The organism is Pseudobacter sp. (assembly GCF_051955275.1).
GTDB lineage: Bacteria > Bacteroidota > Bacteroidia > Chitinophagales > Chitinophagaceae > Pseudobacter.
Map to the genome: position 1 here is coordinate 1 of NZ_JBQCGW010000249.1, position 25,554 is coordinate 25,554.

A 25,554-nucleotide genomic window follows, 5' to 3' on the forward strand; every position below is an offset into this window, starting at 1 on the left:
ATCTCCATCAGTCCTATCCGCAACGGGAATGCCATCACTGGCCTGTCATGCTTTGCGCTGGACGTTACAGAAAAGATCACCTCGGATGCCAGGATAAAGGCCAGCGAAGCACATTTCCGGACTCTCATTGAAAACAGCACCGATATCATTGCTGTTCTCAATGCAGAAGGAAAAGTGATCTACGGCAGCCCCAGTATCCAGAATCATTTCGGCTTACCACCTGCAGAATATTTGGGCGTGGATGTTTTCAATTTCATTGCGGAAGATGATCGTCCCTTTGCCATCGGGAAATTCCAGGAAGTGCTCAAAAAACCCGGCAAATCACTGTTTGTACAAACAAGAACGCTCCGGCCCGATGGCAGCATCGGGCATGTGGAAGGGGTTGTGACCAACCTCCTGGCAAAGCCAGAGATCCAGGGGATCGTCTGTAATTTCCGCGACATCACAGAAAGAGTGATGGCAGAAGAAGCACAGAAGCAGGTTGACATGCGGTTCCGAGCACTCATCGAAAACAGTGCCGACCTGATCATGATGGCCAATAACATCGGGCAGTTCACCTACGGTTCGCCCTCCGTGAAAAAACTGCTGGGCTATTCATCAAAAGACTATATCAATAAATCTGTTTTCAGTTTTATACATCCGGACAGTGTGCCGGAAGCAACACAGTTGCTGGGTGGGTTGATGCAGCATCCCGGAAAACCATTCACCATTTACCTCACCCTGCAACATCGCAGCGGTAAGCCTGTTCAGGTGGAAGGCGTAGCCACCAACTTCCTGCATATTCCCGGCATCAATGCGCTGGTGGCCAACTTCAGAGATATTACGGAAAGAAAGAAAGCGCAGAAACGCATTCATGAATCGGAGAACCTGTATCGCGATCTTTTCAACAAAAGCCCGCTTCCCATCTGCGTTTGCGATGCCATCTCCCTCAATTTCCTGGAAGCCAACGATGCGGCAGTGAAACACTATGGCTATTCCCGCAAAGAGTTCATGACACTTTCCGCTCCTGACCTCTGCATGACCGATGACCTGGAAGAATTGAGGGCCCTGCTGCATTCAGGCAGAAGAAGCACCAATCAGAGACTGCTTCGGAAACAGATCCGCAAGAACGGGGAGATCATGTATGCAGAGGTGATCAGTCATATGATCATCTACAAAGGCCGTGAATCCTATATGATCCTGGCAAACGATATCACTGAAAAAGTGAAGCTGCGCCATGAACTGATGGAAGAAAAGATCTACCGTCAGAAAGAGATCATGAAGGCCAGCATCGATGCGCAGGAAAAAGAAAGGGAAGAGATCGGCCGTGAGATGCATGATAACGTAACACAGATCCTCACTACGGCCCGGCTCTGCCTCAGCCTGGCACACGACGATAAAGAGCCCAAAGTGCTCATCAACCGCAGCAGTGATATCATTGCCGGCGCTATTGAAGAGATCCGCAAACTAAGCAAGGACCTTACGCAGTCCTATCACCGCGATGTGGGCTTGCAACTCAGCCTGGAAGATCTCACAGACAGCATCCGCATGGCCAGCCAGCTGCACGTGAAATTCAATTTTGCCATCCCTGATGAACAGAAGGTGGAAGACAAACTCAAGATGACCATCTTCCGCATTGCACAGGAACAGCTCAACAATGTGATGAAACATGCAAAGGCAAAATCGGTATCCGTTTCGGTTACTCAGGAGGGTGAGTTGATCACGCTCACCGTGGAAGACGATGGCAAGGGTTTCAGTATGCAGGAAAAGCGGAATGGCATCGGGTTGCTGAATATCATCAACCGGGCAGACCTTTTCAATGGAAGGGTGAAAATAGATTCCGCACCCGGCAAGGGTTGCCGGATGACCATCCAGTTCAGGCCCATGAGCCAGCTCAGGCCAGACTTCTCAGGGCTTTCACACGTTCAGTGATACCTGCCGCCACATCCACTTCGGCAATACCGAGCTTCTGAGCCAGTTCATTGAATTCTGCAGTAAGCTCTTTCCGTTTGCCTGTTTTGGGATCTACTGCGGTAAAGGTGGTCCAGAGAATGGCCTTGAGGCTGCTTTCCGATTCGTCGAACATTTTAAGTTCCACCATCAGCTCCGAGCTTTCCAGCGCAATGATCTGCGAGGTGATGCAGATCTTTTCATTGTAGAAAGCAGGGCGCAGGTACTGGATCTGGTGCTGCCTTACTACCCAGCCGATACCTTGCTTCAGCCAGTCTGTAATGAGAATATTGAAGTTCTCACGCAGATGATCTTCGCGCGCATTCAGGAAATAATCCAGGTAGCGGCTGTTATTGAGGTGGGCCAGTGGATCGCAGTCCGGAAAACGGACAATGTAAAAACTCTTGAGTTCCATAATGATGAAGGTATGATCATCGGGCAAATTGCGCCGGACAGCTGCTTATTTTTTCACTTCGTCCGGTTTCTCTGCTTCCGATTGTGATAACAGTTTGATTATTGCACAGTGTTTGCCATGCAAAACTGTGGCATGCAGATAACAGCTTTTCGCTGTAAAAAGATCAGTCCGGAGAAAAAATAAATTCACTACTTTTGAAACACATACTCCTTTTTATGAAGTTCTAACACCGTTCCGACGTCTGTTGCTATAGCATTCCCGGAACATTTTTTTGCTACTCCATTTCGCATCTGCCCCGTGGGCAGGTTCACTGTGATTTTATTTATTTCCGGATTCAATTCAATGTATTAAAAAGGTATTCTTATGTCGTTTGACCAAAACCAGACGGGCCAACTGCCACGCAAGCAAGGCATCTTCTCCATCATAAAAGATTCATTCAAAAGCGAAAACCAGGATTTCACCAAAGGCAGTATCCGCAAAGGCGTGGTATTGCTGGCCATTCCCATGGTACTGGAAATGATCATGGAAAGTGTGTTTGCCCTGGTAGACATTTATTTCGTGGGCCATATCGAGGGGCATGCTTCACAGGCCGTCACCACAGTAGTGCTCACAGAGTCTGTACTGATGATCCTCTATTCCGCTGCCATGGCGCTGAGCATGGGCGCCACGGCAGTAGTTGCCCGTCGCGTAGGTGAGAAAAATATCGAAGGCGCTTCGCGAAGTGCAGCACAGGCCATCAACCTGGGCCTGCTGGTAACAGTGCTTATCAGTTTTTTAGGCTCTTTCTTTGCCAGCGATGTGCTGCGCATCATGGGAGGCTCCCCCGAAGTGATTGAAGTAGGAACATCCTATACCAGGATCATGTTTGGCGGATCGATAGTGATTGTGTTGCTCTTCCTGATCAATGGAGTTTTCCGCGGAGCAGGCAATGCCAATATTGCTATGTGGAGCCTGTGGATAGCGAATGGTATCAATATCATTCTCTGCCCTATCCTGATCCATTTCTTCGGACTGCCTGGAGCTGCCATGGCCACTACTATCGGGCGTGGAACAGGCGTACTTTACCAGCTTTATCATCTATTCAAATCCAGACGCGGACTGCTCAATATCAAAAGATTTTACTTCAAGCCCGATTGGCCTGTACTGAAAACACTTTACGGATTAAGCTGGGTGGCCTTTCTGCAATTCTTCATCGCATCGGCCAGCTGGATGTTCCTTAACAGACTGGTGGCGCAGTTTGGAGATGATGCAGTAGCCGGATACGGCGTAGCCATCCGTGTGTTGATGTTCTTCCTGTTGCCGGCCTGGGGCCTGAGCAATGCGGCAGCAACACTGGTAGGGCAGAATCTGGGAGCGGGGCAACCGGAAAGGGCGGAAAAATCTGTCTGGACCACTGCTCGGTACAATGCCATCTTCATGGCCTTTGTAACAATTGTATGCCTGGTATTTGCAGATCAGATCATCCTGTTCATGAATGATAACGAAGCCATGGCAGTATACGGCAAAAAAGCGCTGCACATCATCAGCCTCGGTTATATATTTTATGGAGTGGGGATGGTTGTCACCAATTCGTTTAATGGAGCAGGTGATACCAAAACGCCCACCTTCATTAACCTGTTTGGATTCTGGGCGTTTCAGATCCCGCTGGCCTGGATTTTGAGTATCCGGCTGGAAATGGGGCCCACCGGTGTTTTCATTGCAGTAGTAACTGCGGAAACGCTGATCAGTTTTGCCGGCATCATCCTTTTCAGAAGGGGTAAATGGAAGCAGGTAAAGATCTGATAACGCCGGAAGCCCTTTTATTCTGTACATTTAGTACCTAATAAACCGGCATGAATTATTTATCCAACAATATTGTAAGGCAGGTACTGATCCTGATGGTGATCCTCCTTATAGGAGTAGTGCTTTTTGTGAACCTGCAATTTTTCCTGCCCTCTTTCCTGGGAGCCTACACCTTTTATGTGCTGCTGCGCAAATGGATGTTCCTGCTCACAGACAAGTACAAATGGAAGAAGTCCCTGGCGGCTCTTGTGTTGATGCTGACCTCCTTCCTGGTGATCCTGCTGCCGATATTATTACTGGTAAATATGATGGCCAGCAAAGTGGCCTGGTCTATTGAACATTCCAACGAGATCCTCACCAGTATCGAAAAATATGTGAACCAGTACGAAGCCCGTTTCAAAATTGAGATCATAACGGATGAGAACATACGAAAACTAACTACTTATTCAGCGGAGATGTTACCTAAGATACTCAACGCCACCTTCAATACTGTTTTCACGGTGGTGATGTTGTACTTTGTACTTTACTTCATGCTGGTGGAAGGTCGTAAAATGGAATCGAGGTTTTACGATTGGGTGCCATTGAAAGACGAAAACGTTATCCGCATCCGTAAAGAGATGAACGGCATGGTATTCTCCAATGCCGTGGGCATTCCCCTTATAGCTCTTATCCAGGGCCTGGTGGCATTGCTGGGATTTGTACTGCTGGGGGTGCAGGAACCGATGTTCTGGTTTGTAATAGTTTGTATCACGGCCATGCTGCCTGTTGTGGGCGCCGCCCTGGCCTATGTGCCGCTGGCCCTCATCTTTTTTGCAGAGGACGCACCTGTCAGAGGGGTGATCATGCTGGTCTATGGCTTCGGGGTCATTGGGTTAGTGGATAATTTCGCCCGCTTCTGGCTTCAGCGTAAAATGGGAGACGTGCATCCACTCATCACAGCATTCGGTGTGATCATCGGTATCCCCATTTTCGGGTTCATCGGATTGATCTTCGGACCAATTCTTATATCTCTTTTCCTCCTGATGATCAGGGTATATGCGAGCGAATTCAACGATGGCGGCAAGGGCGTCCGGCAATCTTCATAACTGGCTTTCAACCCAATACATATTAAAGGTACAATTCCCGGGTAGTTTTACCAGGATGCCCGGTATATAAAAACCCGGTGGTTCAGCTATTTTTTCGGTGATCTTACCATACTAAACTCAACCTTTCACCCGTTAACATACCGGATAATACGCGTTCCATAACCCATGAAAACCCTGTACCATGTATCGTCCAGTAAAATCCATAACCTACAGCCTGTTGTCTGTATTAGTATTATCGCCGGTGCTCATGACCGGTACTTCCAAAACCACGATGCCCTCCCCGGAGCGTATCACACTTTATCTTCCCAAAGACCATGTAAAGTATACGGCCAATCCGGACTTACTGCCGGTCGAAGCACTGAGCCTGTACGATAACCTTCAACTCAAAAGGTTAGGACTGGGAAAGAAAGCTTTTGCCTGTGCATGGAAAGGTTATAATACACTGGTAGAAAAAGGCCGTTTGGCTAAAGATGGTATCTTATCCATCTGCGACTTCAGCCAGAGTTCCCGCAGAAAGCGCTTATACGTGCTGGATATAGATAACCAGAAGATCCTGGCGAACACTTATGTAGCTCATGGCCGTAAATCCGGCGGCGAGTATGCAAAATCATTTTCCAACAGTCCTGAATCACATAAGAGCAGCCTGGGTTTTTATCTTACCCGCGCCACTTATTATGGAGAACATGGCCTGGCTCTCAAGATCCAGGGACTGGAAAGCGGCTTCAACGATAAAGCCGATGCTCGCAACATCGTGATCCACGGATCAAAATATGTTGGCAAGCAATTCCTCAACAATAACAAATTCAACGGTAGAAGCTTTGGCTGCCCCGCGCTGCCGGCAAAAGAGGCCCCTTCCGTGATCCAGCAGATCAAGGATGGCTCCTGCCTTTTTATCTATCATCCTACAAAAAATTATATCAACCAATCGAGGTTGTTGAACTGATTTAGCGTGGACTAAACTTCAGATGGTTTTGATGGTAGCAGAGCTCAATATAGGATTCGTACCCTATGATTGGGCTTTAGCTTTTGGAGAAAGTCTATACGTAAACCGCAATGATCTGACACAACGCCCCGGCAATGATCCCCGCATAAATTTCTTTAGGGGTATGATCACTCACTATAAAACGCGCCGTACAAACCAAACCGGTAATCAGAAAAGCTATTGCCAGGTAAAGCGCCGTTTCTTCTGTCTGACCGAAAGTGAAGAGTAAAAAGAAGGTGACAAGACCACCAACTCCGGTGGCATGCATACTGATCTTATACCTGATATTGAACATCCAGGCCGCGCACACTCCCAGGAAAACGCCCAGCAGGAAGTTCACGAAATACTCAGGAATGTCCTGCAGGTTGTGGAAAACATACCAGATCCAGAAATAGAAAGTGATTGCAGCCACATACGGAATGATGCGCTCCTTCTGCGTTTTCAGATGGATACTTTTTACAAAGCCCAGCGCCTTCATCAGCAGCACGGCAAATGCCGGTAAAAAAGCGGTGCTGAAAAACACAGCGCCAAGTGTTGTCACTTTTTGCTTTGCCGCCATGCCCGCAAAAGAATAAGGATGAATGAAGAGCAGGAATGCCGTTACATACGCAGGAATGAACAAGGGATGGAACAGGTAAGACACCAGGTTGGCCAGCACTTTTACAGGCGCCGGAAATTGATGCTGCGGCAGCGGAGCCGCTTCCTTCATGATAAAACTATTCTCCATTATAATTCTTTTCGCAACCTGGCCACGGGAATATTCAACTGCTCCCGGTACTTGGCTACCGTTCTGCGTGCAATATTATATCCTTTTTCCTGGAGCATCTCGGTTAACTTTTCATCACTCAGCGGTTTTTTCTTGCTTTCGCCCTCGATCATATCGCTGAGGATCTTTTTCACTTCACGGGTACTTACTTCTTCGCCGCTTTCTGTACTCAGACTTTCGCTGAAGAAGAATTTAAGGCGGTAGGTACCAAACTCGGTCTGCACAAATTTGCTGTTGGCCACACGGCTGACAGTGGAGATATCCAGCATCGTGCGCTCTGCAATATCTTTCAGGATCATAGGCTTCAGACTGGTTTCATCCCCGGTGAGGAAGAACTCGTGCTGGTATTCCATAATGGTGCCCATTACGCTGGAAAGCGTATGCTGCCGCTGTTTAATGGCATCGATGAACCATTTGGCGGCATCGATCTTCTGCTTGATGAAGAGAACAGCCTCTTTCTGGCGCTTGTCTTTTTTGCTGGCTTTATCGTATTCGCGCAGCATATCCCTGTATCCTTCACTGATGCGAAGGTCAGGGGCATTCTTGGAGTTGAGGGTCAGTTCCAGCTTGCCGCCATTGTTGTACACGAAGAAATCGGGTACCACATAGCTTTCAGCTTTATTCATTTCAGCATGGTTGCCGCCGGGCTTGGGAGTAAGGCGGATGATCTGTCCGATCACTTCCTTCAGTCCCTCATCGGATAAGCTGAGACCGCGCTGGATCTTGTCGTAATGCTTCTTGGTGAACTCATCAAAGTAATCCGTAAGCACAGCAATGGCTTTGTCCACATCCTTGTTTTCCCTTTTCAGCCGGTGTAATTGCAGTAACAGGCACTCCTGCAGATCACGGGCTGCAACGCCGGCGGGATCAAAGCTCTGAATGAGACGGATCACATCTTCCACCTCTTCCTCGTTACTGTCTATGTTCTGACGGAAAGCAAGATCATCCACAATGGATGCGGCATCGCGGCGGAGATAACCATCATCATCGATGCTGCCTACGATCTGTTCTGCAATGCGGCGCCTGCGGTCATCCAGCTTAAGCATGCCCAACTGTTCCAGCAGGAATTCATGGAAAGAAGTTTCAATGCGGTAAGGGATGGTCTTGTTATCATCCGATTCCGGATAGTTATCATCACGGAGTTTGTAATCTGCAATGTCTCCATCCTCATCTCCTACATATTCGCTGATATCGATATTATCATATTCCTCTTCGCTGCCGTCTGGCTCATAATCCTCTTCATTACCGCTTTCAAATTCATCCTTCAGTTCATTATCGAACTGATCATCATGATCCTCATCAGTCTGTTCCAGGGCAGGGTTCTCTTCCAACTCCTCCTTGATCCGCTCTTCCAGATTGGCAGTAGGCACCTGCAACAGCTTCATCAGTTGAATCTGTTGAGGTGAAAGTTTTTGAAGTAGCTTTTGTTGTAAACTCTGACTTAGTGCCATGTGCGTCTTAGGGATTTTTTCCCGCCATTCACCAAATTTTGGAAAATTTTCGCGGTTCCACAAAAATCAGGCCGTAAATTTACAGACAAATGTAATGCAGGTGGCAAAACGATTTTATAAAATTATTATTATGGCAGGAATTTGCCTGCAATCCCTTGCTGTATCTACATTGTACGCGCAAAAGAAATTTCCGCCAACTGCTGGTAAAAAGATCGGGCCAGCGTATTCGCCGCTTGACAAATATCAAACCAACGGGTTTGTCAAGGTATTTCCCGCCGCCCGCGTCCCCGCGAGTGGCTTATATTTATCCGCCTCCGGCGAATACATTATCGCCAGAGGCGACGGAATAAAGGTCACTCGCGGGGACGCGAGCGACTGGCATAGCTTGAGAGATTTCAAGCAATCGGTTGGTAGCCGGTATCTAAAACCGGTAAATTCAATTCCTTCTGATCTCTATACTACCCGGTTCGGCTTCTTCTGCAAACAGGAGCTGCAGATTGAAAAAGCGACCAGGATCCCCTTCCGTTTCCGGTTAGGATCGCTGGCCGCCTGTAATGCCATTGAAGGGAAATGATCCGCTCCAACAGCTATCAAACGATTTTTATACTTTCAGTTTGATCACTTCTCCGCTGAGTGATTTTTTGATCACCTGCGCCATCTTCTCTCCTTTTTCACGGGCCTGGTCTTCTGACCAGAGCAGGCTGATCTGTGTACTCACGCTGCGCCCGATAACGGCATCGCTGGCTGAGAAGTCTTTATTGGCGTGATGGATCACGGCTTTCTTCTGATCCGGGTGCAGCTCATTGAGAGAAGCTGCGGATTTCAGGTGAGCCCAGTTGCGGATATAATGCCAGTTATGATCGTACCAATAGATACTACCTGCCATCTGACCTTCAGCCTTGAGCAGTGCAACAGCCTTGGCAGTGGCTTCTCGGGTTGGCAGGAACCAGCTCACATGCGTGTGGCTGTCGCCTGATGGATCGGGGATCCTGCGGAAGCTGATCTCAGGAACGTCGGCCAGTGCGGATTTCAGGGCATCGAAGTTCCGCTTATTAATAGCCATGAATTCTTCCAGCCTGTTGAACTGCGCCAGACCTACGGCTGCATGCAGTTCGGAGATGCGGAAATTATAACCGAGGAAGGGATGGAGGTCTGCACCACGGTCAACGCCAAGGTGGTCATGTCCATGATCGCTGAATCCATCGCACTTGCGCCAGATCTCTTCTGAATTGGTGGTGATGGCTCCGCCTTCGCCGCAGGTAACTGTTTTTACAAAGTCGAAGGAGAAGGTGCCGGCATTCCCGATGGTACCAAGGTGCTTGCCTTTGAAGGTAGCGCCGGTGCTCTGGCAGGCGTCTTCCAGCAGGAGCAGTTTATGCTCCTTGCAGATCTGCTGAAGGGCATCCATATCGGCCATGCTGCCACACATATGCACGGGCATGATCACTTTTGTTTTGGGAGTAATGGCTGCGCGGACAGCATCAGGGGCCAGGGTAAGGGTATCATCCACATCCACCAGCACGGGAACAGCGCCTACGGAGATCACCGCTTCAAAGCTGGCCACAAAAGTGAAGGTTGGCATGATCACCTCGTCACCTGCTCCTACGCCCATAGCCGCTAACGCAGTTACCAGGGCGGCTGTACCGCTGGATACCACCTGTGTGTATTTTGCTCCGAACTTATTGCTGATGGCAGCTTCCAGTTCTTTTGACTTCCATATTCCTTTACGGGGACCGTCGAAACCATACCGCATGATGATACCGGTGTTCAGCACATCATTCACATGTTTCCTTTCTGATTCACCGAATAATTCAAAGCCTGGCATAATAGTAAGCGCTGGGGTTTTGTATTGGATCTCCAATCCAGCAGTTGGCAAAGTTATAAAAAACAGGAAATCCCTGAACCCTATTTCATGATCCAGCCCTGGCGGTCGTCTTTGGTGGCATTCAGCTTCACCGGCCAGTTGATATAGGGTTTGCTCTCCTGATTCTCCTCATCGATACTGGTTACGTAGAACCTTGCAAACTGTTTGTCCTGGGGCAATGGCGCCTCAAACGTGCAGGAATCCACATTGTATTGCGTTCCCACCAGTGCGGAGTTGTAGAAATTATTATTGGGCCCGTTGATATAACAGGCATAGAGACGGAAACCTTTGATGGCCTTCGTTTCAGAACTGTCTTTTTTCAGGCTGATGCGCAGCCCGTTCTCAACTGTGCTCACAGCTTTTACCATGGGCGCCTTTGGCAGGATGCTGTCGATCCAGGGCATCGGAGGAATGAGCGCCGGTTCTTTGTAATAATTGAGGCGAAGACTATCGCTCCATCCCAGCGGATTACCTGTAAAGCTCTTACTGCTGAAATATACCGCGCCATGAACTTCAGGATAGCTGCGCATTTCACGGATCTGCCTGGGTAACTGATTCACCTGTCGCCAGGCGGCATTGCTATTGGCGCGATAGATGCCGAGGCCGATGTAAAGATGCCTGCCATAACTGTTCTTGCTCCACCAGTCGAGCAGCACTCCAAATGGAGCATTCTTTTGTTCGAACTCCCAGTAAAGCTGCGGAGCAACATAATCGATCCAGCCTTCTTCCAGCCAGAGGAGTATGTCTGCATACAGATCATCGTAGTTGGTAACACCTGCACGGGTATTGCTGCCGCGGGAATCCTGGCTGGCATTGCGCCATACACCAAAAGGCGAGATCCCGAATTTCACCAGGGGGTTCTCTTCCTTGATCGCATTGCTGAGCGCCAGGATCACAGAGTCTACATTACCCCTTCTCCATTCAGACCTCGAGAGGCCTTTTCCATATTTGTTGTAGGAATTCTGATCAGGAAACTCTTTGCCTGCTATGCGGTAGGGATAGAAATAATCATCGAAGTGAATGGCATCTACATTGTATCGGCTCACGATATCGCGCACCACTTTCACTACAAACTGCTGCACTTCTTTATTGCCCGGATCAAAATAACGGGTAGTGCCATAGGTTACAAACCATTCCGGATGAAGTTTGGTGATATGGGTGGCTGCAATGGAACTCTTCCCAATGCTGAATTCTGCGCGATAAGGATTACACCAGGCATGAAACTCCATGCCCCTTTTATGCGCTTCCTCGATCATGAATTCCAGCGGATCGTAATAGGGAGATGGCGGTGTTCCCTGTTTACCGGTGAGCCACTGGCTCCAGGGCTCATATTGCGAAGGATAGAATGCATCCGCAGCAGGACGCACCTGTACCACCACGGCGTTGAGGCCATTGCGCTGGTGCATATCCAATAACCGGATGTACTCTGCTTTCTGACTTTCTGTATTGTAATTGCCGCGACTGGGCCAGTCGATATTATCCACTGTAGCTATCCATGCCGCTCTGAACTCTGTAGGGGGCTGCGCCTCCAGGTTATTGTTGATAACCAGGATTGCCAGCAGAACAATCGTCAATACTCTTTTCATAATTTCGGATCCTGTTTATGCAAAACGCCGAAATTAAAAGATTATTCTGAGTTACGGAGCTTATCCAGCAGCAGATTTAACGTTTTAGCCTCCTCATCGGTAAGGCTTCCGAGGATCCCATCCATCTCGGATGTGTAGGCATCCAGCTTATCCAGTATGGCCAGTCCCTTTTCTGAAATGGTTACATCCACCAGCCTGCGGTCTGTTTTGCAGATCACTTTCTTTGCCAGGTCTTTTCTGATCAGCCTGTCAACGATACGGCTGGTATCGCTCATTTTGTCCAGCATCCTGTTACGGATCTGAAGGGTGGATAAGGGGGTGGTTGCGCCACGCAGGATGCGCAGGATATTGAACTGCTGTGGAGTGATATCTTCCCGCCCAAAGATGTCTTTGAGCTTCTCCATCATCCAGTTATACGTGAATATCATGTTCACCATGGAACGCTGGTACTCGTTCCGGAACTTCGTTTGTTGAATGTCGTTATCTATGCTCATGTCCAATGCTGAAAGGGTGTTATATTATATATACAATTAAATAGCCCGGATCGTTGCACGAATCTGACTGGTGAGCTGAAAAATGCTGAACAGGTGATGGGCTTCATGAAGCAGGAACATTTCCGTCCACTCCGGAATGCTGAGCTGGCCATATTTCAGATGCACGCCGGTTCTGCGCAGAACGGGATCAGGCAATGATACCAGGTGATTGATCAGTATGAATCTTTGTGTGGTAAAATCTTCAGTGATTTCATTGAGTGGCCGTTGCATACAGTCAAGGAACAAGGGATCATTATCTGCAACATAGGGGTCGAATAACGGCTGCTCTTCCTGTTCTATTCTTTTCAGCCTGTTGTGAAAGGCTGGCTGGTAGGCCGTGAGATGCACCATCTGTTCATAAGCGCTCCATTTGTCAGGGTTCACGCGGGTACGGAGCTGCGGTTCAGTAAGGCCTCTGACCAGGTCATGCAACACTTCTTGCTGATGCTGCAGCCGGTAGGTAGTAGCGGTGGAAAGTGGCATGGGACAGGCTTTTGGCTTATCAATTTACGAACAAATGATCAGGCAGCAGGGCAATTTTGCATTTGTTTATCATTCACTCCACACCTTCGTGCCTTCGCTGCAGTTAGCACATATGTCGATATTCTTGCGGCTTTGTAACAGTTGCTTGCGAAAATTGATGTATTGTTCGTTGTGCCAGATCTCCTTGAATTTTTTTCCTTTGAGATCCCCCAGCGGATGTTGTGCATCCTTATCAAAGCAACAGGGAACCACCAGTCCATCCCAGCTGATCACGGTAGCATGCCATAATCGCCAGCACTGATTACTGAGCGAATTCTTGAATTCATACTCGCCATTGCTGTTTTTTTTATAACGGCTGTATTTTTCGTTTACAGGGATGAGATTGTTGGGATCATTTTCATAATCATACACCTGTGCGGTTTTAAACCGAACTTCATCCACCCCTATTTCCTTTGCCAGTTGTTTGATATCCTCAATCTGATGCTCATTGTGCTTCACTACCAGGAACTGAAAGAAAACGAATGGCTTTTTGCTGTTGAGCTCTTTCTTCCACTTCACAATATTCCTTGCCCCTTCCAGCACTTTCTCCAGTTTTCCACCCACCCGGTAGCTTTGATACGTCTCCTGTGTGGTGCCGTCAATGGAAATGATCAGCCTGTCCAGACCACTCTCTACCGTTTTCTTTGCATTATTATCATTGAGATAATGCGCATTGGTGCTGGTGGCTGTGTAAATTCCCTTGTCAGAAGCGTATTTCACCATATCCAGGAAAGACGGATTGAGATAGGGCTCGCCCTGGAAGTAGAACACCAGGTAAAGGAGCTCAGGTGCCAGCTGATCGATGGTTTCACGGAAGAAATCCTTCTGCAGCATACCCGTTGGCCTGGTGAAGGCACGAAGCCCGCTGGGGCATTCAGGGCAACGCAGGTTGCAACTTGTAGTAGGCTCAAATGAAATGGAAATGGGATAACCCCATTGCACAGGACGCTTTGTCCACTTACTGATATAGTAACTGCACAACACTTTCGTCGCATTGAATGTGCGTCGTAAGGTAAGCTTTGAGAAAAGATTGATACTATCGTGCCAGTTGAATCCGGGCATTAGAGTATAAAATTAAGGGTAAGCTGGTAACTCACAATGATTTGAACCCGGTAACGTTTAAAGAATCCGTATTGTTCGCTTTATGGGAACTTTTTGGCCGGTTGCATTCTTACGGTAAGGTGCACTCCTATATATTTGTATGCAGAATATGGCGAAGGTCTATAAAAGAAATATCGGTTGGAAGATCCTGATGGGTGCCGTTTTTGTGGGACTGCTGGTAATGGCTGGGTTCCGCCTCTACGAGTGGTGGCTGGAAAGGAAGGCGCATTTCGTCCGGTACGAAGCATTCGGGATTGAAGTGCCCACCAATTACGAGATCCACGGCATCGATGTGTCTAAATACCAGGAGACCATCGACTGGGAGAGCGTGAAGGCCATGAATGTGGAAGGGATCAAATTGCATTTCGCTTTCATCAAAGCCACGGAAGGCAATGGCAATGAAGACCGCCAGTTCAAACGCAACTGGAAGCGATCCAAAGAAGCTGGCGTTGTTCGCGGCGCCTATCATTTCTTTATTTCCAGCAAAAGCGGCAAAACACAGGCAGAGAACTTCATCAACTCCGTAGAGCTCCAGCCCGGAGACCTCCCTCCTGTGCTGGATGTGGAACAAACCAATGGCCAGCGCAGCGACAAGATCAGGGCCCGCGTGCAGGAATGGCTCACCACCGTTGAGAATTACTATGGCGTAAAGCCCATCATCTATACCAATGTGGATTTCTATAAACAGATCCTCAAAGATGATTTCGACCACTACCCCCTCTGGGTGGCGCACTACCTTCAGAAAGAAAAGCCAAGGATCTACCGCGACTGGCATTTCTGGCAATACAGCGATCAGGGGCGCGCAAATGGCATACTCTACAAAACCGAATTCAATGTTTTTAATGGAGATTCAACAGCTTTCAAAGAACTGCTGATCGATTAACGCAGGGGCATAAAAAAGTTGCACAGGAAAACCGCCATTAGCAGCCCCGGTGCAACTTGCCATTATTTATCAGTAGTGGTTATTACTAACTGCTATGATCAGCTACAATAACCCACTCCTTTTTGATCTTTCTGATCAACAGGTTGAAATGACCCGCCAGGTCACCATCCTTCCTCGCCAGTTCCCATTTTCCTACCACAAAGTAGTATTCAGGGCTTACCCGCGTAAAGCGTATAAAGGTGAACGTGAGCTTTCCCATCTGCTCTGCATTTCCATAGCCTTTCTTATAGTTTTCAAGCGTATTCCTGTAACCATAAGTAACACCACTCTTTCCCACGAACATCAGGGAATCGTTATTCCAGTACCCTTTCATAAAGCCATCCAGGTCCCCGCGGTTCCAGGCCTCATTCTGTCTGGCCAGCATTCCGCGGATGGCTTTTTCATCGGCAGACTGCGCTTTCAGAGAAGCAGGAGTCAAAACCCCGATGAACATAACAAGCAATAATATTCTCATATCATGTATGTTTTTCAATTATCCCGCAAAGGCCCTGTCTCCCTTTTTATAAGGATAATCTCCATCGAATTTCCCAGGCACCGGGTCATAACGCAATGCCTGCGTCATACCGATCTCTGATGTGAAATAACCCAGCATGGTGAGCTGTTTCATCAATGTGAAATAATGCGGGGCATCATCTTTCTTTTTGCTCTTCATATATTCCTTCATTTCAGCATCGATCTCTTTCAGCAGCTCGGTACGCTGATCGGCACTGAGCTTCATATAGCCATTCTTGAATTTCTTCTCGCTGGCTTCTTCGATTTTGGTCATTCCTTCCAGGAAGGCTTTCTGGTTCTTCTCATCGTATGAATCGCGCACCATTACCGTCATGAACTCACCGGTCTTAGCCGCTTTGGCACCGGGCGTATTGGTAGTGGGGATGATAGTTTCAGCTATTTCATCCAGGTATGCGATATCATCTTTGGTGAAGGAAAGGTCTTTGCCTTTCTTTTCTTCCTTGTTGGAGAGTTTGCAGCCAGACAGGAAAAAGTCTGCACCGATCACGGTAGCTCCGAGCAACAATGCCACTCTCGACACGGCATCTCTTCTGTTCATATTGAGATAGTTTACTGTGTTTAAAGGTTTCCTTTTTTCAGTTCTTCCACTGCAAAGCTGGCGGCTCTGGCAGTGAGGGCCATGTAAGTGAGCGATGGGTTTACCGCAGCTGCAGAAGCCATGGCCGCACCATCTGTAACAAACACGTTTTTGGCGTCCCATACCTGGTTGTTGCCATTGAGCACAGACGATTTGGGATCCTTACCCATACGTGCTGTTCCCATTTCGTGAATGCCCATACCCATATGATAGCCACTGTCGAAGGTTTTGGCGTCTTTCACACCGGCATTGGTGAGCATTTCGAGCGCATCATTCATCATGTCTTTGCGCATCTTGTGCTCATTCTCTTTCAGCTCACTGTCGATAGCCAGCACAGGAAGTCCCCATTTGTCTTTCTTATCCTTGTCGAGCATGATCTTGTTATCATGGTATGGCAGGATCTCTCCGAATGCTGTGATACCGATGCTCCAGTTGCCTGGCTCGGTGAGCATTTCCTTGAGGTCAACACCAATGCTGAGCTCGGCCACGTTGCGGCTCCACCCCTGCCGGCTGGCGCCACCCTGGTAACCGAAACCACGAACATAATCGCGCTTGTCGCCAAACAGGTTCTGATAACGGGGGATATAGATACCATTGGGCCTTCTGCCGAAATAGTATTTGTCGTCGAATCCTTCCACACTACCGTTGGCGCCTAAGCGAAAATGGTGATCCATCACATTGTGTCCAAGCTCTCCGCTGCTGCTTCCCAGACCGCCGGGCCAGATATCGGTGGCGGAATTGAAGAGCACCCAGGTGCTGTTGAAAGCGGAGGCGCAAAGGAAGATCACCTTGGCCTTGTATTCTGTAGTGAGGTTGGTTTCTGTATTGAGCACTTCCACACCGGTAGCCTTTTTCTTGTCTTTATCGTACAACACTTTTGTAACGAGTGAAAAAGGATGCAGGGTGAGGTTGCCCGTGGCCACCGCGGCAGGCAGCGTACTGCTCTGTGTGCTGAAATATGCGCCGAACGGACATCCCAGCCAGCATTTGTTGCGGTACTGGCAATTGGTCCTGCCGGGAAGAGGCGCCGTGAGGTTGGCCACACGCCCGATGGTCATCAAACGTTTTCCGTTGTAATGCTTCTTGATGCCTTCGGCAACATGCTTCTCCACCACGTTCATTTCCATGGGAGGCAGGAACTGACCGTCAGGTAACTGCGGCAGCCCGTCCTTATTACCACTGATACCTGCGAATTTCTCCACATAGTCGTACCAGGGCGCAATGTCTTTATAACGGATAGGCCAGTCTGTACCATGACCGTCCTGTGCATTGGCGGCAAAATCAAAATCGCTCCAGCGGTAGCTCTGGCGGCCCCACATGAGTGAGCGGCCACCAACGTGGTAACCACGGTACCAGTCGAAGCGTTTTACTTCCGTATACGGACAGTCCTTTTCATTTGTCCAGTAATGGAGATTCTTTTCATTGAGGGGATAGTCGCGCTTCAGAACAGGATAATCCTCTATCATCTGCTGGGTGCGCCCTCCCCGGTGGGGGAACTCCCAGTCAGGTTTATTGGCCTGTTCATAATCTTTAACGTGCTTGATGTCGTTACCTCTTTCAAGCATCAGCACTTTGAGGCCTTTTTCAGTAAGCTCTTTGGCGGCCCATCCGCCACTGATACCTGAGCCAACTACAATTGCATCATAAACATTGTCGGGCATGCAAGATCGATTAATAATGTGGAATAATATTTTGGACAGCAGTGTAACTCCTGATTAGATGTCGCAGATCTGAACTGCCTTTTGCAGAGCTGCGAGTTTTTCTTCGTTCACTTTTGAAGAAGGAATGAATTCCTGCGCCACATACCCTTTGAAGCCAGTGTCAACAATGGCCTGCATGATGGCGGGGTAAAACAATTCCTGTTTATCATCTATCTCATGTCTTCCGGGAACACCGGCAGTGTGATAGTGAGCGATGTACTGGTGATTATCGCGGATAGTGCGGATCACATCACCCTCATCGATCTGCATATGATAGATATCGTACAAAAGTTTGAAATTATTGGAGCCGATGCGTTTGGCCAGCTCTACGCCCCAGGCGGTTTTATCGCACTGGTAATCCTTGTGATCGATCTTGCTGTTGAGCAGCTCCATCACCAGGGTAACATTGTGTTTCTCTGCCAGGCCGATGATCTGTTTGAGGCCATTGGCGCAATTGTTCCAACCTGTTTCATCATCCTTGCCACGTGCATTGCCACTGAAGCAGATCAGATTTTTATACCCGGCCTTTGCCACCAGCGGGATCATCTCTGTATAATTTTTAATGAGCTGCGCATGAAACTGCGTATCATTCCAGCCGTCAACCAGGTTGATTTCAGCCCCGTTGCACATGGAAGAATAGATACCATGCTTTTGCAGTGTGGGCCAGTCTTTGGGACCTACGAGATCGATTGCATAAATGCCCATTTTTTTAACGGCCACGCAGAAGTCTTCCAGCGGCACCGTGCCGAAGCACCACCGGCATACAGAGTGATTTACTTTTCCTTTCAAAGCTTGTGAATTATCGGATGTGGAGGTAAATGAAGAGAGCATACCTGCAGCACCTGCTGCTGCAGTTCCTGCAACCAGATTTTTGATGGCAAGTCTCCGTGTTTGATTGGTCATGTTTAATCGTTGGATCGGAAAAATACAAAATGTTACTTTATCTTACGCCATCAAACGTTTTCATGAAGAGAAAATTAAGAATGGGAATGATAGGTGGTGGTAACAATGCTTTTATCGGCGCCATCCACCGTCTCGCTGCCAATATGGACGGATTGATAGAACTCTCCTGCGGCGCTTTCAGCTCAAACCCTGATACAGCAAAGGCTTCAGGGCAATCGCTCCTCCTTCCGGACAATCGTGTTTACACCAGTTATGAGGACATGATTATGAACGAACGATCGTTATCCGAAACTGAACGAATGGATTTCGTGAGCATCGTTACACCTAATCATGCGCATATCGGACCAGCCCTCATGGCGCTTGACAATGGCTTTCATGTGGTGATAGAAAAACCCATGACATTCACGCTGGACGAGGCTAAGCAGCTGCAACAGAAAGTGAAGGAGACCGGCCTCACACTCGCGCTCACGCATACTTATGCCGGCTACCCCATGGTGAAACAGGCAAGGGAAATGGTGAAGAGCGGCGCCCTCGGCAAGGTGAGAAAGATCTATGTTGAGTATCCGCAGGGATGGCTCAGCCAGCTCAGTGAAAAAGAAGGAAACGCACAGGCGGCCTGGCGTACAGACCCCAAACGCTCCGGTAAAAGCGGCTGCATGGGAGATATCGGAACACATGCCGCACACCTGGCGGAATACGTATCTGGACTGACAATCACGCAACTCTGCGCCGATCTGAATATAGTGGTGGAAGGACGTGCACTGGATGATGATGGTGCAGTACTGCTGCGTTTCAACAACGGCGCAACAGGCGTTCTCATGGCATCACAGGTAGCAGCCGGAGAAGAAAATGCCCTCAAACTCCGCATCTATGGCGAGAAAGGCGGCATCGAATGGCACCAGATGGAGCCCAATACATTGCTGGTAAAATGGCTGGATCAGCCAACACAGGTGTACCGCGCAGGGCAAAGCTATCTTTCTTCCTTCGCAAAATTCAATACACGCACGCCAGGCGGGCATCCTGAAGGTTATATCGAAGCCTTCGCCAACATCTACAAAGCCTTTGCGCTCACACTCGATGCGAAAATTTCTGGGAATGTTCCCACGGCTGAAATGCTTGATTTTCCTGGGGTTGACGAGGGTGTAAGAGGTATGGCATTCATAGAAAATGTAGTGGCCAGCAGTCAGTCATCACAAAAATGGACAAGCTTTAACATATGAGAACAATCAAAGGACCCGGTATCTTCCTCGCACAATTCGCAGGAGATGCAGCCCCATTCAATACTTTACCCTCCATCTGCCAATGGGCGGCAGGGCTGGGTTTCAAAGGCGTGCAAATCCCTACCTGGGACAGCAGGCTTATCAATCTCCAACTGGCGGCGGAAAGCAAAACATATGCTGACGAACTGAAAGGAACTGTTGCAGCGCATGGACTGGAGATCACAGAACTGAGCACACACCTGCAGGGTCAGCTGGTGGCCGTGCATCCCGCATACAATACTTTGTTTGATGGCTTTGCTCCTGCAGCATATCATAACAACCCCGCAGCCAGAACAGAGTGGGCCGTACAACAACTCAGGTGGGCGGCAAAAGCGTCACAGAACCTGGGGCTCAATGCACACGCCACTTTCAGCGGCGCATTGCTCTGGCAGAATGTTTATCCCTGGCCACAACGCCCCGCCGGACTGGTTGAAACAGGATTCAAAGAACTGGCCGCACGCTGGATCCCCATCCTCAATACTTTTGATGAACATGGAGTGGATGTTTGTTATGAACTGCACCCCGGAGAAGACCTGCATGATGGTATCTCCTACGAAACATTCCTGGAACATACCAACAATCACAAACGCGCCTGCATCCTTTACGATCCATCGCATATGGTATTGCAGGGCCTGGATTATCTCGCATTCATAGATCATTATCATGAGCGCATCCGCGCCTTCCATGTGAAGGATGCAGAGTTCAATCCAACCGGCAAGCAGGGCGTATACGGCGGCTACCAGAGCTGGATCAACCGCGCAGGCAGGTTCCGCTCCCTGGGCGATGGCCAGGTGAATTTCAAAGGCATCTTCAGCAAACTCACGCAATATGATTTTGCCGGATGGGCCGTGCTGGAATGGGAATGCTGCATCAAACACCCTGAAGTGGGAGCCGCAGAAGGGTCCGTGTTCATCAAAGACCATATCCTTCCGGTAACGGATAAAGCGTTCGACGACTTTGCAGGTACAGGCAGCGATGAAAAATTTAATCGCGCAGTTCTCGGTTTGTAAAGTAACTTGCCCTACTCATTGTATGATTGATAAAAACTGGTAAAGAATGAAAAAGTTAATGGTCATCTGTGCGCTCGGCACAGGCCTCATGATGTATGCTTGCGGTGGAAGCGAAACCAATGCAGTTCAGAAAAAAGAAGAAGCGGCTGACAGCAAGAAAGCAGCCAGCTCCGATGCAGATGCAGAAAAAGCGCTCGAAATGATCGCCTCACTCGACTGCACTACCTGCCACAAGATCAGCGAAAAGAATATCGGGCCGGCCTACACCGATGTAGCCAAAAAGTATGAAGCTACAGATGCTGTGATCACGGACCTGAGCAACAAGATCATCAAAGGTGGTCAGGGCGTATGGGGCTCTGTTCCAATGACGCCTCACCCCAGCTTGTCTATGGACAGCGCCAAAGTGATGGTTAAGTACATCCTCAGCCTCAAGAACCAGAAATAATCACTGGTTCAGTATTCCATTTGCACGGCTGAACACACCCGGCTGCTGCCGTTAACGCATTAATAACGAAGAAGAGCCCGTCAGGATAAAATTTATTTGAATACAAGCCGGGGTTTTACTTATTTTTAAATTCTAATGAAATCCTGTATGCTAAATCGATTTTGCATCGCTCTGGCATTGATAGCACTGTTTGCCTGTAACAGTGCCCGTCAATCATCAGCATCTTCTTCACCCAATACACTCAGTTCCGCTGAAAAGCGGGATGGCTGGCAGTTATTGTTCGATGGCAAATCCAAATCCGGATGGCATATCTTCAATAACCGCACAGACGGGTCCGCCTGGAAAGTGGAAGATGGCGTGTTATTCCTTGACCCCAAAGCCAAAGGCCCCAAAGGGGAAGGCGGCGGTGACCTGATCACTGAAAAAGTGTATGGAAATTTCCATCTGAAACTGGATTGGAAAATAGATATCAACGGAAACAGCGGTATCATGTTCCTGGCCCAGGAAGATCCCAAATACAGGTATGCCTATCTCACAGGTCCTGAAATGCAGATCATCGACAATAACGGTCATGCTGATGCGAAGAACATCAAACACCGCTCCGGCGACCTCTATGATCTGATCTCCGCTGTTCCTGAAAATGCGAACCCGGCTGGTGAATGGAACTCCAGTGAGATCATCCTGAAAAACGGAGCACTCACCCTGATCCAGAATGGCACGAAAGTGGTAACCACTACCATGTGGAATGAGAACTGGCAGCATCTTCTCAATAACAGCAAATTCAAAACGCTGGAAGACTTTGCAAAAATCAAAGAAGGAAAACTGGTTTTACAGGACCATGGCGATAAGGTATGGTTCAAAAATATTAAAGTGAAGCAATTATAATTGCTATATTAGTATTAATCAAAAATCTATTATGCGTTCAATGCTCGCCGTATTCATGCTTGCCGCCGGTATCACCGGCTGCGGAGGCAGTGCTGATCAGCAGCCCGCTGATCAACCCAAATCAGATACCACCGTTAAAGGAGGTCCTGCTGTAGACGTACTCACCACCATCAATGAACTTACCGAAGAGGAAAAGAAAGATGGCTGGCAATTGCTGTTCGATGGCACCACCAAGAATGGCTGGCATGTATACAACAACAAGTCTGATGGCAGCGCATGGTCCGCAGTGGAAGGAACACTCCACCTGGATCCCAAAAACAAAAAGGACTGGCAGACCGTTGGCGGTGGCGACATCGTAACTGCTGAAGAGTTTGATAATTTTCACCTGAAGCTGGAATGGAAACTTGATTCCGCCGGCAATAGCGGTATCATTCTTTATATCCATGAAGCTCCCAAATATGAGCATACATGGTTTACCGGTCCTGAAATGCAGGTGCTGGATAACAACGCGCATCCTGATTCCAAGATCATCAAGCACCGCGCAGGTGATCTTTATGATCTGATCAGCGCCAACCCTGAAACCGTTAAGCCCGCCGGCGAATGGAACCAGGTAGAGATCATTTCAAAAGATGGAAATCTTGAATTCCACCTGAACGGCACCAAAGTGCTCAGCACTACCATGTGGAACGATCAGTGGAAACAAATGCTGGCCGGCAGCAAGTTCAAGGACATGAAGGATTTCGGTACCTACAAAAAAGGAAGACTTGGCCTGCAGGATCACGGTGATCCCGTATGGTATAGAAATATCAAGATCAAAAAGCTTTAATAGAAAGGTTGAGAGTCTATTAATAAAAATGGAGGCTGTCCCAAAGGTCAGTCTCCATTTTTATTTCGTCTGGTAAAAAGAGGGTGCGCCCAGTAGCTCAACTCTGGCGAGTTACTTCTATTCCGTCGCCTCCCGGCTACAGCGTTCGCCGGCGGCGAACAAATATTGCTCACTCGCCAGAGGCGAGCGAGTGCGGCACTCTGATTATAATATCTTCGTCTTCAGATTAGTGATACTCTGCTGAATACTATCCAGCGGTGAACCCGGACAAATATCCTGCTCAACAAACCAATACTTCATTCCGCTTACTTTCTTATGCTGGAAAATGGTCTTGAAATCGATCGTTCCATTACCCACTTCCGTGAATTTTTTCTCCGTTGTGTTGTCCATATATTTCACATGCCACATCGTGAAACGGCCGGGATGTTTTTTGAAAAGCTCAACAGCATCAAAACCCGCCTTGGTAGCCCAGTAGATATCCAGTTCAAAGCTCACCAGTTTGGGGTCGGTGCTGGCCACAAGGATATCAAAACCGGTTTGCCCGTTCTGATTGGCAAATTCAAAATCATGGTTGTGGTAAGCCAGTTTCAGGCCATTTGCTTTGGCGATCTTTCCTGCCTCATTGAGAGCGGGCGCCAGCTTTTTATATGTATCGAGATCCCTGAATTTGGCATCCAGGTAGGGGACAACAATGAATTGCTGGCCGATGCTTTTAGCATCTTTCACGGCCTGCGTCCACTCTGCCCGCCAGTTACCGGAGAGGAAGAACTGTCCGGGAAATGTATGCCCGGACGGGCTGCTTAATTTATTTGCTTTGAGAACATTCTTGAATTCAGCAACACTCAGTCCGAACCACTTACCATCTTTATACCCGTAAGTTTCAACAGCGGTATAACCCAGCTTCGCTACTTTTTCCAGCGTGCCAACGGGATCTTTCTCCATTTCCTTACGGAGCGTGTAAAGTTGAACGCCAAAATAGGATTTCGGAGCTGCAGCAAAAATATCACCTGGCATCGCCAGTGCAGCTGCTGCAAAAATAGTGGACTGTCTCAGGAATTGCCTGCGCGTGTTCATATTCAAACGTGTTAGGCAATCAAGATACAAAGTAATTGCGAAGAAAAATGGATCAGATTTCGTCCATCTGTTTCAGCAGATCCTTGAGATGATTGATATGCTGACCGTAAAGTTTATTGATGTACCATTTATTAGCAAAATATATAAGCACTGTTACTACTGCTCCGCCCACCATGAACTCTGTGAAGTACTGATGGTCCTGCACTGCATTGAGCATCGGCTGTACGCGGGTTCCCAGCGCTTCATTGGAATAATGATGCGGTGTTTTTTTGTAAAGCGTCACCAGTCCGGTGATATAGTATAATATCGGCGTGAGCAATGTGCCGGCCAGGAAATAGAAACGAACATATTTTTCCAGGGTATGCAATTGCGTTTGCAGATTTGATTTCACTTCTGCATCCACGCGCTGCATGGACTTGAGGAGTTTGTCTTTATGATAGTAATAAAAAACAAATCCCACTCCCACCATCCCAAGCAGTACTGCGATCTCCCAGAACTGCCCATTTTTACTGAATGCGTAATATGCAACGAACACGGCATACACCACAACAATTGAAACAAGCTCCCAGAGCAGGTTGCGGCGGATCTTGGCCACCGGGCTCTTCGACTTCTTCCCCAACATGGACAGGATCTCGTTATTGCTTTCGGGGTATCGGTCCATGCCTTTGTCCTGGTCTTTCCAGATATCTTTCAGGCTATCCAACTCCATGTTCTACTGCTTTAGTGAGTTTACGTAATTTTTCTTTGATGCGATTCATTTTCACGCGAAGATTATTCTGGTTGATACCAAGGATCTCCTCCATCTCTTCATAACTCTTGTCTTCCAGGTACAGCATTACAATACCTCTTTCAATTTCAGGTAGCTGATGAATGGCCATGTAAAGCTGTGCAAGTTTTTCTTCTTTTTCTTTGTTGTACTGAATGTCCTGGATCTCTGTAGGAAGCAGATCAGGCTCTACACTTTTGATAAGGTTCTTCTGTTTTCTAAGATCTGAGATAGCGGTGTTAAGGGCAATACGGTAGAGCCAGGTACTGAATTTGGAGTCGCCGCGGAAACGGGGGTAGGCCCGCCACAGCTGGATCACGATCTCCTGGAACAGATCCTGTTTGTCGTATTCCGTGGCACAGTACAGATTACACACTTTGTGTAACATGCCCTTGTGCTGGTTTACCAATGCTAAAAACTCATCCGGGTCGTTCTTCGGGTGCAAACTTTAATTGGTTTTGGCGAAAAGATACCAAATAGGTCGCAGCATGCTATGAAAATATTACAAACCACCCCCTATTTTTGCGGCACCAATCTTAAATGATGAAAAAGTTCTACCACCTCGGCACCTGCACCACCTGTCAGGCCATTATAAAAGAGACGAAAGTTGACCAGAAAAGGTTTGATATGCAGGATA

The 25,554-nt window shown here is 48.2% G+C and carries 26 protein-coding genes; 11 read left to right on the top strand and 15 right to left on the bottom strand.

The genetic code is table 11. From position 1 onward, the window contains the following. On the top strand, positions 1 to 1,911 hold a 1,911-nt coding region (locus ACTHMC_RS21425), incomplete at its 5' end, for a sensor histidine kinase (RefSeq protein WP_440416260.1). Here ACTHMC_RS21425 and ACTHMC_RS21430 read toward each other — a convergent pair. Continuing rightward, positions 1,874 to 2,344, bottom strand: coding sequence for an acyl-CoA thioesterase (locus ACTHMC_RS21430; protein ID WP_440416262.1), 471 nt, complete (start codon positions 2,342 to 2,344; stop codon positions 1,874 to 1,876). The two genes, ACTHMC_RS21425 and ACTHMC_RS21430, sit on opposite strands and share 38 nt — an antisense overlap. 363 nt (positions 2,345 to 2,707) lie before the next feature. Between ACTHMC_RS21430 and ACTHMC_RS21435 the strand changes: the two genes are divergently transcribed. The 3 genes from ACTHMC_RS21435 (at position 2,708) to ACTHMC_RS21445 (ending at position 6,154) form a co-directional block, all read left to right on the top strand. Then, positions 2,708 to 4,126 carry an MATE family efflux transporter gene (locus tag ACTHMC_RS21435; protein ID WP_440416264.1) on the top strand — a complete coding sequence of 473 codons (1,419 nt, stop codon included), beginning with the start codon at positions 2,708 to 2,710 and terminating at the stop codon, positions 4,124 to 4,126. A 50-nt stretch (positions 4,127 to 4,176) separates the two neighbouring features. After that, a complete protein-coding gene (locus ACTHMC_RS21440; RefSeq protein ID WP_440416266.1) occupies positions 4,177 to 5,211 on the top strand; it encodes an AI-2E family transporter in 1,035 nt (344 codons plus the stop codon). 181 nt (positions 5,212 to 5,392) lie between these two features. Continuing rightward, positions 5,393 to 6,154: a murein L,D-transpeptidase catalytic domain family protein gene (locus tag ACTHMC_RS21445; RefSeq protein WP_440416268.1), complete on the top strand. Its 762-nt coding sequence runs from the start codon at positions 5,393 to 5,395 to the stop codon at positions 6,152 to 6,154. 94 nt (positions 6,155 to 6,248) lie between these two features. Here the strand turns inward: ACTHMC_RS21445 and ACTHMC_RS21450 are convergent, their stop codons facing one another. Next, the gene (locus ACTHMC_RS21450; protein WP_440416269.1) at positions 6,249 to 6,920 is read right to left on the bottom strand and encodes a hypothetical protein; all 672 of its coding nucleotides are present in this window, start codon (positions 6,918 to 6,920) and stop codon (positions 6,249 to 6,251) included. Beyond that, positions 6,920 to 8,410 carry an RNA polymerase factor sigma-54 gene (gene rpoN / locus ACTHMC_RS21455; protein WP_440416271.1) on the bottom strand — a complete coding sequence of 497 codons (1,491 nt, stop codon included), beginning with the start codon at positions 8,408 to 8,410 and terminating at the stop codon, positions 6,920 to 6,922. The genes ACTHMC_RS21450 and rpoN overlap by 1 nt, the downstream gene beginning before the upstream one ends. 100 nt (positions 8,411 to 8,510) lie before the next feature. On the opposite strand from rpoN, the gene ACTHMC_RS21460 reads away from it, so the two are divergent. Further along, positions 8,511 to 8,984, top strand: a complete 474-nt coding sequence (locus ACTHMC_RS21460; RefSeq protein WP_440416273.1) for a hypothetical protein — start codon at positions 8,511 to 8,513, stop codon at positions 8,982 to 8,984. A gap of 27 nt (positions 8,985 to 9,011) precedes the next feature. Here ACTHMC_RS21460 and ACTHMC_RS21465 read toward each other — a convergent pair whose 3' ends face one another. The 5 genes from ACTHMC_RS21465 to ACTHMC_RS21485 form a co-directional block, all read right to left on the bottom strand. Next, entirely contained in the window at positions 9,012 to 10,235 is a 1,224-nt protein-coding gene (locus tag ACTHMC_RS21465) for a DegT/DnrJ/EryC1/StrS family aminotransferase (protein ID WP_440416274.1), read from the bottom strand. 80 nt (positions 10,236 to 10,315) lie between these two features. Continuing rightward, a complete protein-coding gene (locus ACTHMC_RS21470; RefSeq protein ID WP_440416276.1) occupies positions 10,316 to 11,860 on the bottom strand; it encodes a glycoside hydrolase family 10 protein in 1,545 nt (514 codons plus the stop codon). Between the two features lie 41 nt (positions 11,861 to 11,901). After that, positions 11,902 to 12,354 carry a MarR family winged helix-turn-helix transcriptional regulator gene (locus ACTHMC_RS21475; RefSeq protein ID WP_440416278.1) on the bottom strand — a complete coding sequence of 151 codons (453 nt, stop codon included), beginning with the start codon at positions 12,352 to 12,354 and terminating at the stop codon, positions 11,902 to 11,904. A 36-nt stretch (positions 12,355 to 12,390) separates the two neighbouring features. Beyond that, positions 12,391 to 12,876: a DinB family protein gene (locus tag ACTHMC_RS21480; protein ID WP_440416280.1), complete on the bottom strand. Its 486-nt coding sequence runs from the start codon at positions 12,874 to 12,876 to the stop codon at positions 12,391 to 12,393. A 69-nt stretch (positions 12,877 to 12,945) separates the two neighbouring features. Next, complete coding sequence (locus ACTHMC_RS21485) at positions 12,946 to 13,977, bottom strand: radical SAM/SPASM domain-containing protein (RefSeq protein ID WP_440416282.1); 1,032 nt, start codon at positions 13,975 to 13,977, stop codon at positions 12,946 to 12,948. A gap of 148 nt (positions 13,978 to 14,125) precedes the next feature. Between ACTHMC_RS21485 and ACTHMC_RS21490 the strand changes: the two genes are divergently transcribed. Beyond that, positions 14,126 to 14,899 (top strand): glycoside hydrolase family 25 protein, encoded by a 774-nt coding sequence (locus ACTHMC_RS21490; RefSeq protein WP_440416284.1) that lies wholly within the window; start codon positions 14,126 to 14,128, stop codon positions 14,897 to 14,899. Positions 14,900 to 14,984: 85 nt separating this feature from the next. Here the strand turns inward: ACTHMC_RS21490 and ACTHMC_RS21495 are convergent, their stop codons facing one another. From ACTHMC_RS21495 to ACTHMC_RS21510, 4 genes are read right to left on the bottom strand one after another with little or no spacing between them, the layout of a single operon-like run. Next, positions 14,985 to 15,413 (bottom strand): YybH family protein, encoded by a 429-nt coding sequence (locus ACTHMC_RS21495; RefSeq protein ID WP_440416286.1) that lies wholly within the window; start codon positions 15,411 to 15,413, stop codon positions 14,985 to 14,987. 18 nt (positions 15,414 to 15,431) lie between these two features. Continuing rightward, a complete protein-coding gene (locus tag ACTHMC_RS21500) occupies positions 15,432 to 16,010 on the bottom strand; it encodes a gluconate 2-dehydrogenase subunit 3 family protein (RefSeq protein ID WP_440416287.1) in 579 nt (192 codons plus the stop codon). Positions 16,011 to 16,030: 20 nt separating this feature from the next. After that, positions 16,031 to 17,710 carry a GMC oxidoreductase gene (locus tag ACTHMC_RS21505; RefSeq protein WP_440416289.1) on the bottom strand — a complete coding sequence of 560 codons (1,680 nt, stop codon included), beginning with the start codon at positions 17,708 to 17,710 and terminating at the stop codon, positions 16,031 to 16,033. A 54-nt stretch (positions 17,711 to 17,764) separates the two neighbouring features. Beyond that, positions 17,765 to 18,652 (bottom strand): hydroxypyruvate isomerase family protein, encoded by an 888-nt coding sequence (locus ACTHMC_RS21510; protein ID WP_440416290.1) that lies wholly within the window; start codon positions 18,650 to 18,652, stop codon positions 17,765 to 17,767. A gap of 62 nt (positions 18,653 to 18,714) precedes the next feature. On the opposite strand from ACTHMC_RS21510, the gene ACTHMC_RS21515 reads away from it, so the two are divergent. The 5 genes from ACTHMC_RS21515 (at position 18,715) to ACTHMC_RS21535 (ending at position 23,077) form a co-directional block, all read left to right on the top strand. Next, positions 18,715 to 19,872 (top strand): Gfo/Idh/MocA family protein, encoded by a 1,158-nt coding sequence (locus ACTHMC_RS21515; protein ID WP_440416292.1) that lies wholly within the window; start codon positions 18,715 to 18,717, stop codon positions 19,870 to 19,872. After that, on the top strand, positions 19,869 to 20,921 hold the full coding sequence (locus ACTHMC_RS21520; protein WP_440416294.1) for a sugar phosphate isomerase/epimerase family protein: 1,053 nt from the start codon (positions 19,869 to 19,871) through the stop codon (positions 20,919 to 20,921). The genes ACTHMC_RS21515 and ACTHMC_RS21520 overlap by 4 nt, the downstream gene beginning before the upstream one ends. 46 nt (positions 20,922 to 20,967) lie before the next feature. Then, positions 20,968 to 21,366 (top strand): c-type cytochrome, encoded by a 399-nt coding sequence (locus ACTHMC_RS21525; RefSeq protein WP_440416296.1) that lies wholly within the window; start codon positions 20,968 to 20,970, stop codon positions 21,364 to 21,366. A gap of 147 nt (positions 21,367 to 21,513) precedes the next feature. Next, on the top strand, positions 21,514 to 22,251 hold the full coding sequence (locus ACTHMC_RS21530) for a 3-keto-disaccharide hydrolase (RefSeq protein ID WP_440416298.1): 738 nt from the start codon (positions 21,514 to 21,516) through the stop codon (positions 22,249 to 22,251). A gap of 31 nt (positions 22,252 to 22,282) precedes the next feature. Further along, positions 22,283 to 23,077: a 3-keto-disaccharide hydrolase gene (locus tag ACTHMC_RS21535; protein WP_440416300.1), complete on the top strand. Its 795-nt coding sequence runs from the start codon at positions 22,283 to 22,285 to the stop codon at positions 23,075 to 23,077. A 204-nt stretch (positions 23,078 to 23,281) separates the two neighbouring features. Here ACTHMC_RS21535 and ACTHMC_RS21540 read toward each other — a convergent pair whose 3' ends face one another. The 3 genes from ACTHMC_RS21540 to ACTHMC_RS21550 are packed head-to-tail and all read right to left on the bottom strand — an operon-like array spanning position 23,282 to position 25,362. After that, entirely contained in the window at positions 23,282 to 24,151 is an 870-nt protein-coding gene (locus ACTHMC_RS21540; protein ID WP_440416302.1) for a sugar phosphate isomerase/epimerase family protein, read from the bottom strand. Between the two features lie 52 nt (positions 24,152 to 24,203). Continuing rightward, positions 24,204 to 24,860 carry a hypothetical protein gene (locus ACTHMC_RS21545; RefSeq protein ID WP_440416304.1) on the bottom strand — a complete coding sequence of 219 codons (657 nt, stop codon included), beginning with the start codon at positions 24,858 to 24,860 and terminating at the stop codon, positions 24,204 to 24,206. After that, the gene (locus tag ACTHMC_RS21550) at positions 24,847 to 25,362 is read right to left on the bottom strand and encodes an RNA polymerase sigma factor (RefSeq protein ID WP_440416306.1); all 516 of its coding nucleotides are present in this window, start codon (positions 25,360 to 25,362) and stop codon (positions 24,847 to 24,849) included. Before ACTHMC_RS21550 ends, ACTHMC_RS21545 begins: the two co-directional genes overlap by 14 nt. Positions 25,363 to 25,554: the final 192 nt, after the last annotated feature.

Bases quoted from the DNA above. Each gene is read 5' to 3' on its own strand.
- ACTHMC_RS21430 (WP_440416262.1), bottom strand. From the start codon at position 2,344: ATGGAACTCAAGAGTTTTTACATTGTCCGTTTTCCGGACTGCGATCCA.
- ACTHMC_RS21435 (WP_440416264.1), top strand. From the start codon at position 2,708: ATGTCGTTTGACCAAAACCAGACGGGCCAACTGCCACGCAAGCAAGGC.
- ACTHMC_RS21440 (WP_440416266.1), top strand. From the start codon at position 4,177: ATGAATTATTTATCCAACAATATTGTAAGGCAGGTACTGATCCTGATG.
- ACTHMC_RS21445 (WP_440416268.1), top strand. From the start codon at position 5,393: ATGTATCGTCCAGTAAAATCCATAACCTACAGCCTGTTGTCTGTATTA.
- ACTHMC_RS21450 (WP_440416269.1), bottom strand. From the start codon at position 6,920: ATGGAGAATAGTTTTATCATGAAGGAAGCGGCTCCGCTGCCGCAGCAT.
- rpoN (WP_440416271.1), bottom strand. From the start codon at position 8,410: ATGGCACTAAGTCAGAGTTTACAACAAAAGCTACTTCAAAAACTTTCA.
- ACTHMC_RS21465 (WP_440416274.1), bottom strand. From the start codon at position 10,235: ATGCCAGGCTTTGAATTATTCGGTGAATCAGAAAGGAAACATGTGAAT.
- ACTHMC_RS21470 (WP_440416276.1), bottom strand. From the start codon at position 11,860: ATGAAAAGAGTATTGACGATTGTTCTGCTGGCAATCCTGGTTATCAAC.
- ACTHMC_RS21475 (WP_440416278.1), bottom strand. From the start codon at position 12,354: ATGAGCATAGATAACGACATTCAACAAACGAAGTTCCGGAACGAGTAC.
- ACTHMC_RS21480 (WP_440416280.1), bottom strand. From the start codon at position 12,876: ATGCCACTTTCCACCGCTACTACCTACCGGCTGCAGCATCAGCAAGAA.
- ACTHMC_RS21485 (WP_440416282.1), bottom strand. From the start codon at position 13,977: ATGCCCGGATTCAACTGGCACGATAGTATCAATCTTTTCTCAAAGCTT.
- ACTHMC_RS21490 (WP_440416284.1), top strand. From the start codon at position 14,126: ATGGCGAAGGTCTATAAAAGAAATATCGGTTGGAAGATCCTGATGGGT.
- ACTHMC_RS21495 (WP_440416286.1), bottom strand. From the start codon at position 15,413: ATGAGAATATTATTGCTTGTTATGTTCATCGGGGTTTTGACTCCTGCT.
- ACTHMC_RS21500 (WP_440416287.1), bottom strand. From the start codon at position 16,010: ATGAACAGAAGAGATGCCGTGTCGAGAGTGGCATTGTTGCTCGGAGCT.
- ACTHMC_RS21505 (WP_440416289.1), bottom strand. From the start codon at position 17,710: ATGCCCGACAATGTTTATGATGCAATTGTAGTTGGCTCAGGTATCAGT.
- ACTHMC_RS21510 (WP_440416290.1), bottom strand. From the start codon at position 18,652: ATGACCAATCAAACACGGAGACTTGCCATCAAAAATCTGGTTGCAGGA.
- ACTHMC_RS21515 (WP_440416292.1), top strand. From the start codon at position 18,715: ATGAAGAGAAAATTAAGAATGGGAATGATAGGTGGTGGTAACAATGCT.
- ACTHMC_RS21520 (WP_440416294.1), top strand. From the start codon at position 19,869: ATGAGAACAATCAAAGGACCCGGTATCTTCCTCGCACAATTCGCAGGA.
- ACTHMC_RS21525 (WP_440416296.1), top strand. From the start codon at position 20,968: ATGAAAAAGTTAATGGTCATCTGTGCGCTCGGCACAGGCCTCATGATG.
- ACTHMC_RS21530 (WP_440416298.1), top strand. From the start codon at position 21,514: ATGCTAAATCGATTTTGCATCGCTCTGGCATTGATAGCACTGTTTGCC.
- ACTHMC_RS21535 (WP_440416300.1), top strand. From the start codon at position 22,283: ATGCGTTCAATGCTCGCCGTATTCATGCTTGCCGCCGGTATCACCGGC.
- ACTHMC_RS21540 (WP_440416302.1), bottom strand. From the start codon at position 24,151: ATGAACACGCGCAGGCAATTCCTGAGACAGTCCACTATTTTTGCAGCA.
- ACTHMC_RS21545 (WP_440416304.1), bottom strand. From the start codon at position 24,860: ATGGAGTTGGATAGCCTGAAAGATATCTGGAAAGACCAGGACAAAGGC.